Origin of the sequence: Bacteroides mucinivorans, assembly GCF_034654355.2 — a bacterium.
Taxonomy (GTDB): domain Bacteria; phylum Bacteroidota; class Bacteroidia; order Bacteroidales; family Bacteroidaceae; genus Bacteroides; species Bacteroides nordii.
Genome location: NZ_CP178179.1, coordinates 1,184,389 through 1,198,489, shown reverse-complemented (window position 1 = coordinate 1,198,489; position 14,101 = coordinate 1,184,389). Strand labels below are relative to the sequence as shown.

Below are 14,101 nucleotides of genomic sequence, written 5' to 3'. Positions count from 1 at the left end.
ACCATTCTGCATGGAAGAAAGCTTTATCAAGATACATAAATGGCTCTACCCTCTTTCGTTCCTTTATGGAACAGGAGTAGCCTTACGAAACAAACTCTTTGACTGGGGATACCTCCGGTCAAAGAGTTTTGACGTTCCTGTCATCTGCATCGGCAACATTGCCGTAGGAGGAACAGGTAAAACGCCACATACCGAATATCTGATAAAGTTACTTCACCGTGAATATCAGGTTGCCGTATTAAGCCGGGGCTATAAGCGTCGTACAAAGGGATATATATTATCTACCCCTGAAAGCAATGTACGCAGTATCGGAGATGAACCATTTCAGATAAAATCTAAATTTCCCGATATACGGGTAGCTGTGGATGAAGACCGTTGTCATGGCATTGAACAGCTTTGCACATTGGACAATCCTCCTGTCGAGGTTGTTTTGCTTGATGACGCTTTCCAACATCGTTATGTTAAGGCCGGATTCAACATTTTACTGACGGATTATCACCGTCTGTTTTGTGATGATGCATTATTACCAGCAGGCCGTCTACGCGAGTCTATTCAAGGAAAGAACCGGGCACAAATAGTTATTGTTACCAAATGTCCACCCGACATCAAACCCATTGACTTCAATATCATTGCTAAAAGGTTGAACCTATTCCCATACCAGATGTTGTTCTTCTCGTCATTTCGTTATGGAAATCTGCAACCGGTATTTCCAGAGGTAGCAGGAAAAACAGAACAGAAGTTATCTTCCCTGCAAACAGATACACAGGTATTGCTCCTTACCGGTATTGCCTCGCCAATTACTATCATCCAGGAGCTGGAAAGATATACATCGCATATAGATCTGCTGTCATTTGATGATCATCATAATTTTAATCAACATGATATGCAGCTCATTAAACAGCGGTTTGACAAGCTGAAAGGTGAACAACGGTTGATTATCACCACAGAAAAAGATGCTACCCGGTTGGTACATCATCCCATATTAGATGCGGAGTTAAAAAGACATATCTATGCGCTCCCCATTGAAGTAGAGATATTACAAAATCAACAAGATATTTTTAACCAACACATTATTGGCTATGTTAGAGAAAATACAAGAAACAGCAGCTTTTCTAAAAGGAAAGATGCATACAAGCCCTGAAACAGCAATCATCCTGGGTACCGGACTTGGTAGTTTGGCAAATGAAATCACTGAGAAGTATGAGATAAAGTACGAAGATATTCCTAACTTCCCTGTGTCTACTGTTGAAGGGCATAGCGGAAAGTTAATCTTCGGCAAATTGGGTAACAAAGATATCATGGCAATGCAAGGCCGCTTCCATTACTATGAAGGCTACTCCATGCAGGAAGTGACTTTCCCTGTACGTGTAATGCGTGAATTAGGAATAAAAACACTATTCGTATCCAATGCCAGTGGTGGTACTAATCTCGCTTTTGAAATCGGTGATCTGATGATTATCACAGATCATATCAACTATTTCCCCGAACATCCGCTTCGTGGCAAGAACATTCCATATGGTCCCCGTTTCCCGGATATGAGCGAAGCATATGACAAAGAGCTTATCCGTAAAGCCAATGAAATAGCTAAAGAAAAAGGTATAAAAGTGCAGCATGGCATATACATCGGTACACAAGGACCAACCTTTGAAACCCCTGCAGAGTACAAATTATTCCACATCCTCGGAGCTGATGCCGTAGGTATGTCCACCGTCCCTGAAGTAATTGTAGCTAACCATTGTGGTATCAAAGTATTTGGTATTTCGGTTGTAACTGACCTGGGTGTAGAAGGAAAAATTGTAGAAGTATCACATGAAGAAGTTCAGAAAGCAGCTGATGCAGCTCAACCGAAAATGACAACTATTATGCGCGAACTTATCAACCGCGCTTAATAAATTAAAGTCACTTCAATCTTAAATTACAAACAATCCCATGTGTTTATGACCAAATAGTGGTTATAAACACAGGAAATAAATCGTAAATTATAAATATATCGATGCGAACAGAAATAGCAACCCTGGGTGAATTTGGCCTAATCAAGCATCTCACTGAGGGTATTGAACTAAAAAATGAATCAAGCAAGTATGGAGTGGGCGATGATGCCGCCGTCCTCTCCTACCCTTCAGATAAGCAGGTATTGGTCACCACCGATCTGCTTATGGAAGGCGTACACTTTGACCTTACCTATGTACCTCTCAAACATCTCGGATACAAATCTGCTATCGTAAACTTCTCTGATATCTATGCGATGAACGGAACTCCGAAACAGATAACCGTGTCCCTCGCCCTCTCCAAGCGTTTCAGTGTAGAAGATATGGATGAGTTTTACGCTGGCCTTCGCCTGGCATGCCAACAATATCATGTAGACATTGTAGGTGGTGATACTACTTCTTCACTGACAGGGTTGGCTATCAGTATCACTTGTATCGGAGAAGTAGACAAAGATAAAATAGTCTATCGTAACGGTGCAAAAGAAACAGATCTCATCTGTGTCAGTGGCGATCTTGGTGGCGCCTATATGGGTTTACAATTGCTGGAGCGTGAAAAAACCGTTTTTAAAGGTGAACAAGATGCTCAACCGGACTTTTCCGGTAAAGAATATCTGCTTGAACGTCAGCTTAAACCCGAAGCCCGCAAAGACATCATCGAAAAGCTAGCTGCTGCTAACATTGTCCCTACCTCTATGATGGACATCTCTGATGGGTTATCTTCCGAATTGCTACACATCTGTACTCAAAGTAATACCGGATGCCGTGTATATGAAGAACATATCCCGATTGATTATCAAACGGCTGTTATGGCAGAAGAATTTAATATGAATCTCACGACTTGTGCCATGAATGGTGGCGAGGATTATGAACTACTCTTCACTGTTCCTATTGCAGACCATGAAAAGATTTCAGAAATGGAAGGTGTACGATTAATAGGACATATTACCAAGCCAGAGCTTGGCTGTGCACTAATAACCCGAGACGGACAAGAATTCGAGTTAAAAGCACAAGGCTGGAACCCATTGCAAGAAGAGAAATAGGATGTAACCCACCAGATATCTGTCTGAAGATTAGCATTACTAATTGAATCTCTGGACCAATAAAACATCTTTAACAATAAAATTTACCCCGCCATAAAGAACTATGGCGGGGTAAATTCTTTAAAAATGAGCTTCTTTGAAAGAGTTTTCTATAATAACTCACTTTTATTTCACGGAATTCTTTTATCCTCTAACTCCCATAAATTTGAAAGGTAACGCTATCTTAAACTCTTTGGCCGTATTCCCATGATACATTTCTCCATTAGCAATAGACAATTTAAGTACGGGAGCTCCTTCTGAGAAATCCAAATCCCGCAAATCCACCCAAAAAGTATTTGGAGTCAGACTTGACTCAAAAAAATATCTCAGACTTTTACTTTCCGAAACAGTCCTCCATTGTGTAGTAGAAATTTCGGGACTTTCAGGAGTTGATATACCGTAAGGCACAGAGGCATTACGGACAACACTAAATACACTGGCAACAGCTATCCTTTCATCATCAGTTTTCGGTAATGCATTAATATAGAAACTAGCTCTGGCAAAACGGTCGGCTGCGCGATTCGTTCCGGGTAAAAAGCTCAAACCTCCTATCGTTTTCCAGTATTCATTTAGTGCCAGCTGTTTGTCATAAGTAGGAGAATTAGTCATTACTTTATAATCTTTATTATGATATACAGTAAGTCTTCCACCTACATACTCAAAGATAGCACAATCACCCGTAACATCGGATATAGATAAATGCAATGTTGCTAAACGAGACCCATCCGGCATCATATCTGATACCACCTGAAAGGTATCTTCATCAATATAAGAAACGGCCTCTTCCACTGTTGCAAAATTATCCAGCATATATAGTACCCACGCTGTTATAGCAAGCCCCGGTTTATTTTTATCTCTTACCGGATATTGTGTTTCGGGTAACCAAAGTAAATTGGCAACTAGCCCTTTCTCATTCATCCCATCCGTACTGGCAATTTCAAAAGCAGAGGTTACTACGCTTCCATATCTCGACGTCCACTTCAACGAATTTGTTCCAGCTTCTCCGTTACGCATCATTCCTCTTGGAAATGCCCAAAGGTTACTATGCATTTCTGTTTTCCAGTCCATAGAGCGACCGGTTGCTACTATCCCATTTGTTCCTGAATAAACTACTCTTGTACACATAATTAAAGTTTTAGTTAATGGTTCATTTATTGGCTATTAATTCATGAAATTCAATCAAACCGAACTCCTACCATAAAATATAGCTATCATTCGTAATAAGAACAAAAAAGTCTATCAAAAAACGTTAGAATTAAGTTATTGAAATCTAATATTCTCCTTAATTAATAAGTAAATAAGAGAAAAGTAAAAAACAATATTTATATATTGAAGAAAATAAATTTAAAGAATCCGGATAAACTTTTTAATTCTGTTGTTATATAATAAAGTATCAAGAAAATAATGATTATGATATTAAGTAACCTTTTAATTATATTTACATTTTCTTTTATGGCTTTGTTTCCGGTAATAAATCCATTGGGAAATGGTTTTGTCGTTAATGATTTTCTGAACGAGCTGAATGATCATCAGCACAAAACAGCTATTCAGAAATTAATTATCAACTATATTCTGATCGGTATAGGTACTTTGGTAATAAGGCATTTATTTTTATTGATCTTTGGTTTGGCTATTCCTGTAATTCAGTTGGGAGGAGGGTTACTTATCTGTAAAACGGCAATGGAGTTATTATCCAATTCCGGTACTCCAAATAAATCTGATAAAAAATATATAATTAAAAAAAACGAACCATGAAAAGATTTTTTACATTCTTATTACTTTTATTTCTCATACTTATTCTCGTACTGATAGTAAGAACTTTCACCTATCAATTTAAGAAGATAGAAAAAACCGGAGATAATAAAGAAGTTGTGAATACTACTCCTTCTGAAAAAGCCATACGTCGTTTTGTCGGTGGAATACGTATTCCAACCATTAGTAATGAGTTCTATGAAGAAACCAATTTCAAACCTTTCGGAGAATTCATGAAATATCTGTCCGATTCTTATTCTGAGGTATATAAAGTAATGGACACAGATACCATTAATACATATGGCATGATCTTTCATTGGAAGGGAAAAAACGGTAATTTGAAACCGGTTTTATTCTTATCGCATTATGATGTTGTACCCGTAGCCGGCTATGATCCATCTACTATGATTCCTGCTGATACCATTTTTCAGTTGAATGACAAACCGTTACCTCCAATTCAGTCTTATGCTACCAAATGGGATTATCCACCATTTTCAGGAGCTGTAATAAATGGCCGTATCTACGGACGTGGAACGCTCGACATGAAATGTATGCTCTTTTCATTAATGGAAGGAGCTGATAATTTAATTGCTGAAGGTTTTCAGCCAGAAAGAGATATCTGGTTTGCTTTCGGACATGATGAAGAAGTAAGTGGACGTCAAGGAGCTGTAAAAATAGCAGAGTATTTCAAAAATAAAGAACTGAATTTTGACGCTATTTATGACGAAGGGGGTATTATTGCTGCTCCAAGTTCAGCTATAGAGTCTATTAAAGTTCCATTAGGCCTAGTTGGAACCGGAGAAAAAGGCTTCCTTACTTTACGTCTTACAGTAAAAGGAATGGGAGGACATTCTTCTATGCCTCCGAAAAAAAGTTCGTTAATCTATGCAGCAGAAATCATTGAGAAACTGAACAGTGACCAGTTCCCTGCACAAATTATTTCCCCAATTGCAACCTTCTTTGATAATGTCGGAAATGAGATGGGATTCTTTTCCCGTATGACAATAGCAAACCAATGGTTACTCAGACCGTTATTACTGAGAACAATGGAAAAATCTCCTGCATCCAATGCACTGGTTCGCACAACTACAGCTGTAACAATGGCTAAAGGTAGTGATGCTCCAAATGTTCTGGCTTCCGAAGCAGAAGTAACGGTAAATTTCCGCATCTTACCAGGTGATTCAGTTTCTGGTGTCATAGAACATGTGAAAAAACTATGTGAAGGTTACGATATCGCCATAGAGGTAATTTCTCAACGTGCCCCCTCAAATATTTCTCCGGAAAACGTAAGAGGCTTTGAAATTATAAAAGAAAAAGTAAATAAGATCTACCCTGACGCAATAGTTACTTCTTATATAACAATCGGTGGTACAGACTCTTATAAATATCAAACAGTAAGTAATGATATTTACCGCTTCATGCCTATATGTCTGAATCAGTACGAACAACGTACAATACACAATGAGAACGAATATATATCATTAGAGAATTTTGGAAAAATACAATGGTATTTTAAGGAGTTACTAAAAACTTATTAGACATTGATTCTTATAACCAGAAAGAATTTCTACACTAGTAAATAAAAGGCTATCTTAAAATTTAATTTTGGGATAGCCTTCCCCCCCTATGGATAATGTTATAAAAGACAATGGCTATTACTTTTCTTCTATAAATATAGTTACATTATAATATCTTATATATAAATGAATTATCCAATGATTTATCTCCCTTATACATATATCAGTAGCATTTCATTAGGAGACTATAGAAAAATATAGTTACCGTTCCGATAACCTACAACACAACAAGTAATATACTCAATGAATAAGCCATAAACCAAATATTCTTTTCAATAAAATGAAATATTTTCATCAAATAGATAATTGATAATAAACACTGTAGCTATTTATCAGTGTTTTTTATTTCTCCTCCTCTTGCAAGATAAAAAAACTTTCGCTACCTTTGCAATCGCAAATAAGAAAGGTGCCATAGCTCAGTTGGTAGAGCAAAGGACTGAAAATCCTTGTGTCCCCGGTTCGATTCCTGGTGGCACCACTTAAGACCGCTAATTCTCAATGAGTTAGCGGTCTTTTATTCATCTATACCCCTCCGGGTCACCACAAAAGTCACCACACCCGCGCTAACGCGCTGTGATATTGTAGATTATACGTGCCAGCATAGATACACATCTATTCTTGTAATGATTTAACACGCTGATAATCAGCATTCAAATCATATCTATTCAAAATCATTCAGCATCATTCAACCCCACATCACCGCCCCACAGTCCCAAACTTTAATAGACTTTAACTATAATTGGACGATAAAAATGTGGTGACCTCAGCCAAAATTTCGCCGAGTCACCACGCTTAACCGTTAAAATCTCATAATAATTTCGTAACTTTGCACTATGGAATCAGAATACAAAATTGGGATCTATTTAAAGAGTTATGCCGTCGATAAACCATACAATTGGGAACGACGTGAGTTGCGGTCAATTGATAGACTTTCAGCTTATCGTATAGAATATGTTGTATCCTTATTCCTTACGGTTGATGAAAATAAATATAAACTTGTCTATAATATTCAACCATATGAATTTCAACTAATCGATATTGTAAAAAGCTATATTAGAGGTCTTTACTTATTGAGAGTCAATAAAGATAATAATGTAGTTAATAAATTCGAACCCTTAGATGGACTAATTCTCGGAGGAAGCAATGAACTTGATTTTGATAACATAAAGTTGGTTAAAGTTGAAGCAGCGGATGATTACTTTAGTTTTAAGCGCTCACTATATCAAAGGAACATCGAATTATTTATCTTGAACGGTGGAAATAAAACACGCTTTTCTTTAAAAGAGCAATATTGGGTTGAGTATGTCTATGAAACGGCTATGTATGAAGTATTTGCTCAACATATCCGAGAAAAGTTTCATAATTATGTAAAAACGTATTTAGAGACATACTCAAACATAAAAGATTTAGATTTATCCCAAATCTTAGAGGGTCTTCAAGTAGAAGTGGATGAAATATTCAAAAATAAAGTAGGTGGTGACGATAGTTATTATGTTGATGAAACTCGAACAATATCTTATCCCATTGAAGAGCTTGATGATTATCTTAAAGATTATATAAAAATTGGACGCAGAAATATTTACAAGGATTCCGGGTATACATCTGCTTATAGTATGGCAATTAAAGGTCTAAAAACTGGGATGCTATCAAATGAAGAAGTTAAAGATATACGCGATAAGCTAATTTCTGAATACTCCCTTGAGAATCATATATTTGCTCTTATTGACAGTGCTTTAGGACAATATGAAGAACGCCTTGCTATACCGCGTTTGCATAGAAATGACTCTGGAATTGACTCTTATTTGATGTCAATATCTTTTATTACATCCTTAGAGAAGATTATAGGAGGTGGTGCATATGTCGTAGAATGGGATAATATTGAATCACTTATAGAACGAGCAAATTATCACATAAGAAAATTGACGTGGTGGGAAGACTAAGGCGTTATGCTTCGACGCATAATGACAGGACTGAGGGTGTTAGATTTGGCACAAGAGTTTCTGGCTAAGGAGCCTGCGTGAAATTTACAGTATTTTCATAAATTTGCAGTATGATAAACGACAGCTATAATATCGTTGAGTTGCCAATTGTCAATAGTAATGGACATAGTTCAATTCTCTTTGGGAAATGGACTTTGAATGGAGTAAACCTACGGTTTGAAGGGATAACGATAGAAAATGGTTTAGTAAAAAATGATATACGAGATGTTATCAATCATACATTATCTCCTAATTCTTTAGCTACTGGGAATACCCTTGAAATAAATAAGCGAACCTATGATGTGGTAGTACATTGGTTTCAGCAATTATTACAGGATATAAATAGATCTATCAACGAAATTCCGGAGATTGACGATAGAGAGCAAGCGTTAGTAATACGTACAGATAAGAATATAATAATAACACCATTCGGAAAAGAGCTAACTGATGATAACTTCATGAGAAGTATTGTTGATGACAATATTCCAGAAATTGAAATATTACTACCATCTACACATTCAGATTTTCCTAGCCTCACAAGGTATTACGGTTGCAGAAACCTTGACCATTATTGGGATGCAATGAAAATAGGAACAACAAGGTATATTTCTAATACAATGTGTGATATGTTGATTTGTACAATAACTCAAAAACTAAATTTTATAATTCAACAAATCAAGTATATACATGTTAACAAGGCGCTTTATAAATAGTTGGCAGAATAAGAGCCTTTCCTCTTGAAAAATCCCTTGTGTGGAGAGAGCCCCTGGGTTAGATACGATAGGACACATGGACATTTGCGTCCATATTGTAGTCTCAGTTAAACAGCTTGCGTACATAGGTTTCATACTTGAAATAGTTGGCGAGTCCTTCCACCATCTTTTTGATGTTATAATACTCCTCAATAATGTGGTGAGATAAGTATTCTTTGCTGTCAAACTCGCTGTAGCATAATTTACTGTAGATACTATTGGTGCCACCGAGTGAGGAGAAGTCTCTCTCGGTGGCGTTACTGGTTAGTGTAGTTTCGGACCTTTGCGGAGCAGTTTGGCTTTCTGCTCGTCACGGAAACGGCGTAATGCTTCCTCGATGCTCATGCCGGGATGCATTTCAAGGAAATGCTTGAAATCGTCCGGCAATCCACCACCGTGGGCAAAACTTTGTTCTTCTGATACGGTTCCACCGAGAGACGGAGATGACAACGTGATTCCGGCACCCGGTGATGACGATACCGTGGATTGCTTTGCCGCCAACTGTCGTTGGAATGCTTCGGGGATTTTGTGGTCGGAGGGATATGCCCGGCTTATGACAGGTTCTCGTTTGTTGAAATCGTACCATATCCAATGGGTAAGAGGCACAACACCACTCGGTTCACATATTCCGATACTGATGAACTTGCCCTCCTGATACGCCTGTTGTCTGAGTTGGTCAATCTTTACGCCACATACCACATCCGGCAATGGGGGTATGACAATCGGCTCAGGCTGCTTTGGTTTGGGCTGTGACTGTCGTTGCGGTTGAGGTTGTGGCGATGTCTGGGATTGTGCCGTTACCTCTTGCTGTTTTTCTCGACGAGCCTTGAATTTCAATTCAAGATTCTCGCGGCTGAGAAACGGATCCAGTTTCTTGTACCAGAATTCTTGCTTGCCAACCCCGTAATAAAGATTGACGCGCCCTGACTTTCCTATTTTCTCTCGCACTGTTATACCGTTCCTGCGCAACAGGTCAACGTATGATTTCCAATCGGTGACAAATGGGGTGAGATAGACTCTTGCAATATCGTGAACGAGCTGATAGCGGACTTTCTCTTTGCCTCGCAGTTTGGACACATCGGTGTTGAGCTTGCTCTTGCCCTGCATCAGACGGTATTTCAGGTTGAGAGCCTTGCATACTCGCTCATTCTTCTTGAAGTTGGTTGTCTGTGTCAGAATCTTGCCGTCATAATCAACACGGCTGAAAACGATGTGGCAGTGGGGATGAGCCTTGTCATAGTGGCGAACCACTATGTAAGGTGTATTGGTCAATCCCATCTGCCTCATATAGTCCTGCGCCACCTCCGTCATAAGTTCATCTGTCATTTTCTGAGCATCGCTTGGATGGAAGTCGAGAGAAATATGCCCGACAGGGTCTGTTATGGGCTTACGTTGCCGGGAAGGTCTGGCTATGTCCTCCGCCATTGCCCTGCGACCTTCATATATGCGGATGTCACCGGAAGAGGATATAAGCTTCCAGTCTTTGGAAAGATGGTCTATTATATCCTCACCTCTGTTGCTCTCATATTTTCGCTCGTCGGCTTTCTGTTGCTTTGACTGCTCCTTGCATAGTTTTTCTTCGAGCTTCCGACGGGTCACGTAATCGACACATCCGCTGAAACCGGAACCGCCTATTATATACGCTATCATAGGAATTTAAGAGTTTAATTTGGCGAACAGTTCGCGGAACTGATTGAGGTAAAACTGTACATCGCGGGTCATGGCATCGAGTCCGCGCTGATGACAGAGCCGCAAAAGCTGGTTGAAGTTGTTGCTCATGCCGGAGAGCCTTCGGGCGATTATCATTTCGTATTCTGACAGCCGTGGAACAATGTTGGGGTTTAGCGTCACGGAACGGATATATTCACTGACATTCTTCATCCCCGACCGCTTGACATTGGCAAGCAGCAGGGCGTTCTCAGCTTCGTTGTATCGGGTATGGCGGACGTATGTCTGCCGTTCTTCTTCGGGCAGAGCAGGACGACCGTTGCGGTGTCCTGCTCCAAGATTTGATTTGCGGTTTGGAGATTTGGGCTTCATTGGCAGGGGGGATTGAAGGTTGAGAAACGGAGGGGCATAACGGATTCGGTACACCGGTGTACCGCTCCACCCGGTGTAATGGAGGGTGGCGAGGGGAGCAACATGGTTACGACGATTTTTGTGTCACAAAAATCTAACCTCGCTTAGACCCTCCATTACCCCTGCGGGTAGATACGGATGCCCTGTGATTTACAGCACTATCAGATGCTTAATTTCACGCCTGACAGTTTGCGGTTTATAAGGTCGCGGTGTTCATCAAAGAATGCTTTGAGGACATTGATGACGATGTGCGATGGTGCGAGATTCGGTACACCACTCAACCGTGCGAGTGTTTCCAGAGCGTTGCGGAGTTCGAGCGGAAGGAATACGGGCTTCTTCTCACCAAGACTGGTGATGTGGAGATATTTGCGGGTGAGCTCATCGAAATCAGCATTGACCATCTTGGAACTTACGCGCGTGTTTTTGGATTGTTCCACGACTTCGACAGTTGCCTTGTCAGCAGATGGCTCAGACTTATTCGATGTCGTTTCTATCTCTGATGCGTCCGTTGTCGTATTCTCTGAAATGCCATCAGGTTTGCTCTTCGGCTTAACAGATTCCTTAGAGATGGATTGAACTTTAGGAGATACTTTTGTATCTATTACCGGTGCATCCGTTGTATCGGTACTCTGGTGTTCCGGTTGTACAGATACACTTGCTGAAGCGGATGATACTTCGCTTGGAGATGGCTCTGATTTTGCGGTACCTTGATTGTCTTCAAGATTATTCATGCCGGCATTTTTGAGTTTGTTGAAATCCTCGCCATGCTCCCGGATGAATTTCTCGATGTTCTCAGGTTCCCATCGGCAGAGCCATGCGTTCAGCCTCATGCCGGGAAGCGGCGGTTCTTCGTCTTTCATATTCCACCGAATCGAATACTCCTTAATAAGAACTTCTTTTTTCTGTTCGGCTTCTTTCTCCTTACGGGACTGTTCTTCCAGTTCCGCAAGAAATTTATCGGCATCAAAATCTGATGCCTTGGATGATTTGGTCGATTTTGCCATATCAATTGTTGTTGTGGTCGCTGAGAGAAAAAGTCCAGGCGACCGGTTGAGGTGTTGAATTTGATAAACTGATGAATCGTGAGAGAATTGATGTGAGATTCAATGTGTTATCCGTTCATCGGCATTTCATCATGTGGTTTGGCGGTGAGAAGAAAATAATCGGCGAGGGAAAAGTGAATTATTGTTTTCTCTCGGTGCCTTACTTTTTCTTTTTCATTGCCTTTCATCCTTTGATGAAATATTGATGAATAACCGATGAAAAGGAAAAGTACTGAGAAACAATCTCATATCTCTCTTTTCATCAGTTTATCAAAATTCAACGAGAAAAAAATTATAAACTCTCTAACATCTGCCGGGTAACAGTGTAGAAACGTCCGACTTTGCGGGTCTCGACGTATACCGGTTCGCTGACCGACACCCCAATCTGATAGGTGGTGTATGACAGCGAATTTGGTGCGGGTCTGAGTTTCCAACAGTCTTGCACGACTTTTCTCAGTGCCGTGCGGTCGGTCTTGACGCGCTGGTAGTCAAACAGATTGAGGATGTCATTGAAGCAGAAATTAACGGTATCCACGTGCATACTCGCCATGATGTCGAGCAACAGTTCGGCGAGTTCCAGCTCCACACGGTTGCGGTTGGCACGGATGATTTTCTGTAACGCATCGGTGTCAATCAATCTTGGGTCAAACCACATCCGGCTTTCCTCGGCGGTTGACAGTTGCCGATAAGTCAGAGCGTGGAGAAATGCCGGTATTTCGTAGCGGATTTTCTCCAGAAATGTGGTGTCGTCGGTGGTGAGCTTCGGAATCTTCCGCACCCAGTAGCGGGTCTCGCCGGGGTCGATGACTACGGGGAGATACTCGTTGTTGGAACACAGTACGAACTTGGCAAAGAAACTCACCTCTTCGCGGCCGCGTCCTTTGGCTTCCATCTTGTAGTTGCGGGTGGTACTGAGATTCTTTAACCTCTCTGAATCCTCGCGCTTGTTGAGCAGCACCTCATCAACAACGATTACGAGTTTGCCGTTCCAGTCGTCATTGAACTGGCTGCGGAAGTTCTCGTTGGTGTTGAACGTGACATTCGCCTCAAAGAGCAGTTTGAGGAAATTGAGGAATGTGGACTTACCGGTGTTGCGTTCCTCCGACACTAACAGTAGAATCGGTAGTTTCTGCAATGGCATAGTGTAGAGGATTTGCAGGTAGTCGAGGCCGAGATCGTATTGTTCGCCGAAGATATGGCGCACAAGCGATTCGATGCACTGCCATTCTCCCTCGGCGTGGATGTGGCTTAGCGGTGAATACTTGTTCTTGAAGTTGCCGACTACGGGCTGATAGTCCAGATGCGAGGGAACACAGCAGACCCCGTCGTACTTGGGTACGTTGGCAAGAAAGTCCTTGCCATAGTCTTGACGTATCGCCTCGATTGTCCACGGGATGCTTCGCTCTATGAGTTGCCCGGCGGCGTTGGGCTGTCGGACAATCTTGTAGTAGGTGGTGCCGATGCGCTCAAAGCGGTCTTCGGCTCCGAGAGAAGTGTCAATTTCTGTCATTGGCTCAGTCTTCATTACGGGCGTTTATAATCTCTCGTATCTCACGCTGGCTGTAACGTGTGCTGCCGTTCACCTTGAAGGGGTGCAGCTTTCCGTCTCGAACCATGTTCCATACGGTGGTCTCGCACACGCCGAGCTGTTCGGCCGCCTGTTTCTTGGTGAGCGGCTTGTCTTTCTCCGCCTCCATGAAGATGGGGAGAAGACGCTCTCGTGTGGCTTCGATTGTGTCCACCACCAACTGATGAAGGTCCGAGAGATGGACGGTGAGAAGGATATTTGGAGAATCAGGGTCGGACGAGGACACCTGAAGAAGGTCGTAAAGGCTTAGTTTCATCTATGGAA

12 protein-coding genes, 1 tRNA gene and 1 pseudogene are annotated in these 14,101 nt (G+C 41.1%); 8 read left to right on the top strand and 6 right to left on the bottom strand.

The genetic code is table 11. The features are described 5' to 3' along the window. Window positions 1-10 precede the first annotated feature (10 nt). From lpxK to thiL, 3 genes are all read left to right on the top strand, one after another. Complete coding sequence (gene lpxK, locus VCM39_RS04125) at window positions 11-1,141, top strand: tetraacyldisaccharide 4'-kinase (RefSeq protein ID WP_322934121.1); 1,131 nt, start codon at window positions 11-13, stop codon at window positions 1,139-1,141. Beyond that, window positions 1,080-1,889, top strand: coding sequence for a purine-nucleoside phosphorylase (locus VCM39_RS04120; protein WP_323674047.1), 810 nt, complete (start codon window positions 1,080-1,082; stop codon window positions 1,887-1,889). Before lpxK ends, VCM39_RS04120 begins: the two co-directional genes overlap by 62 nt. A 104-nt stretch (window positions 1,890-1,993) precedes the next feature. After that, on the top strand, window positions 1,994-3,028 hold the full coding sequence (gene thiL, locus VCM39_RS04115; RefSeq protein WP_322934119.1) for a thiamine-phosphate kinase: 1,035 nt from the start codon (window positions 1,994-1,996) through the stop codon (window positions 3,026-3,028). Between the two features lie 183 nt (window positions 3,029-3,211). Here thiL and VCM39_RS04110 read toward each other — a convergent pair whose 3' ends face one another. Further along, entirely contained in the window at window positions 3,212-4,192 is a 981-nt protein-coding gene (locus VCM39_RS04110) for a linear amide C-N hydrolase (protein ID WP_322934118.1), read from the bottom strand. 285 nt (window positions 4,193-4,477) lie between these two features. On the opposite strand from VCM39_RS04110, the pseudogene VCM39_RS04105 reads away from it, so the two are divergent. The 5 genes and pseudogenes from VCM39_RS04105 to VCM39_RS04085 all read left to right on the top strand — a co-directional run. Continuing rightward, a pseudogene (locus tag VCM39_RS04105) lies at window positions 4,478-4,795 on the top strand (MarC family protein); the annotation flags it as partial. 23 nt (window positions 4,796-4,818) lie between these two features. After that, entirely contained in the window at window positions 4,819-6,357 is a 1,539-nt protein-coding gene (locus VCM39_RS04100) for a M20/M25/M40 family metallo-hydrolase (RefSeq protein WP_221650532.1), read from the top strand. A gap of 444 nt (window positions 6,358-6,801) precedes the next feature. Continuing rightward, a tRNA-Phe gene (locus tag VCM39_RS04095) sits at window positions 6,802-6,874 on the top strand. Window positions 6,875-7,229: 355 nt separating this feature from the next. Then, window positions 7,230-8,336 carry a hypothetical protein gene (locus VCM39_RS04090; protein ID WP_322934117.1) on the top strand — a complete coding sequence of 369 codons (1,107 nt, stop codon included), beginning with the start codon at window positions 7,230-7,232 and terminating at the stop codon, window positions 8,334-8,336. 110 nt (window positions 8,337-8,446) lie between these two features. Further along, window positions 8,447-9,088, top strand: a complete 642-nt coding sequence (locus VCM39_RS04085) for a hypothetical protein (RefSeq protein WP_322934116.1) — start codon at window positions 8,447-8,449, stop codon at window positions 9,086-9,088. 303 nt (window positions 9,089-9,391) lie between these two features. Here VCM39_RS04085 and VCM39_RS04080 read toward each other — a convergent pair whose 3' ends face one another. The 5 genes from VCM39_RS04080 to VCM39_RS04060 all read right to left on the bottom strand — a co-directional run bounded on the left by VCM39_RS04080 (window position 9,392) and on the right by VCM39_RS04060 (window position 14,093). Next, window positions 9,392-10,777, bottom strand: a complete 1,386-nt coding sequence (locus tag VCM39_RS04080; protein WP_322934115.1) for a relaxase/mobilization nuclease domain-containing protein — start codon at window positions 10,775-10,777, stop codon at window positions 9,392-9,394. A 6-nt stretch (window positions 10,778-10,783) separates the two neighbouring features. Continuing rightward, the gene (locus VCM39_RS04075) at window positions 10,784-11,167 is read right to left on the bottom strand and encodes a plasmid mobilization protein (RefSeq protein WP_322934114.1); all 384 of its coding nucleotides are present in this window, start codon (window positions 11,165-11,167) and stop codon (window positions 10,784-10,786) included. A 200-nt stretch (window positions 11,168-11,367) separates the two neighbouring features. Next, on the bottom strand, window positions 11,368-12,210 hold the full coding sequence (locus tag VCM39_RS04070) for a DUF3408 domain-containing protein (RefSeq protein WP_322934113.1): 843 nt from the start codon (window positions 12,208-12,210) through the stop codon (window positions 11,368-11,370). A gap of 331 nt (window positions 12,211-12,541) precedes the next feature. Further along, complete coding sequence (locus VCM39_RS04065; RefSeq protein WP_322934112.1) at window positions 12,542-13,759, bottom strand: primase-helicase family protein; 1,218 nt, start codon at window positions 13,757-13,759, stop codon at window positions 12,542-12,544. 4 nt (window positions 13,760-13,763) lie between these two features. Next, window positions 13,764-14,093 carry a helix-turn-helix domain-containing protein gene (locus tag VCM39_RS04060; protein WP_322934111.1) on the bottom strand — a complete coding sequence of 110 codons (330 nt, stop codon included), beginning with the start codon at window positions 14,091-14,093 and terminating at the stop codon, window positions 13,764-13,766. Window positions 14,094-14,101: the final 8 nt, after the last annotated feature.

Excerpts from the sequence above, each read along its gene's own strand:
- VCM39_RS04110 (WP_322934118.1), bottom strand. The coding sequence starts at position 4,192 with ATGTGTACAAGAGTAGTTTATTCAGGAACAAATGGGATAGTAGCAACC.
- VCM39_RS04070 (WP_322934113.1), bottom strand. The coding sequence starts at position 12,210 with ATGGCAAAATCGACCAAATCATCCAAGGCATCAGATTTTGATGCCGAT.
- VCM39_RS04100 (WP_221650532.1), top strand. The coding sequence starts at position 4,819 with ATGAAAAGATTTTTTACATTCTTATTACTTTTATTTCTCATACTTATT.
- VCM39_RS04085 (WP_322934116.1), top strand. The coding sequence starts at position 8,447 with ATGATAAACGACAGCTATAATATCGTTGAGTTGCCAATTGTCAATAGT.
- VCM39_RS04075 (WP_322934114.1), bottom strand. The coding sequence starts at position 11,167 with ATGAAGCCCAAATCTCCAAACCGCAAATCAAATCTTGGAGCAGGACAC.
- lpxK (WP_322934121.1), top strand. The coding sequence starts at position 11 with ATGGAAGAAAGCTTTATCAAGATACATAAATGGCTCTACCCTCTTTCG.
- VCM39_RS04080 (WP_322934115.1), bottom strand. The coding sequence starts at position 10,777 with ATGATAGCGTATATAATAGGCGGTTCCGGTTTCAGCGGATGTGTCGAT.
- VCM39_RS04090 (WP_322934117.1), top strand. The coding sequence starts at position 7,230 with ATGGAATCAGAATACAAAATTGGGATCTATTTAAAGAGTTATGCCGTC.
- VCM39_RS04120 (WP_323674047.1), top strand. The coding sequence starts at position 1,080 with ATGTTAGAGAAAATACAAGAAACAGCAGCTTTTCTAAAAGGAAAGATG.
- VCM39_RS04060 (WP_322934111.1), bottom strand. The coding sequence starts at position 14,093 with ATGAAACTAAGCCTTTACGACCTTCTTCAGGTGTCCTCGTCCGACCCT.
- VCM39_RS04065 (WP_322934112.1), bottom strand. The coding sequence starts at position 13,759 with ATGACAGAAATTGACACTTCTCTCGGAGCCGAAGACCGCTTTGAGCGC.
- thiL (WP_322934119.1), top strand. The coding sequence starts at position 1,994 with ATGCGAACAGAAATAGCAACCCTGGGTGAATTTGGCCTAATCAAGCAT.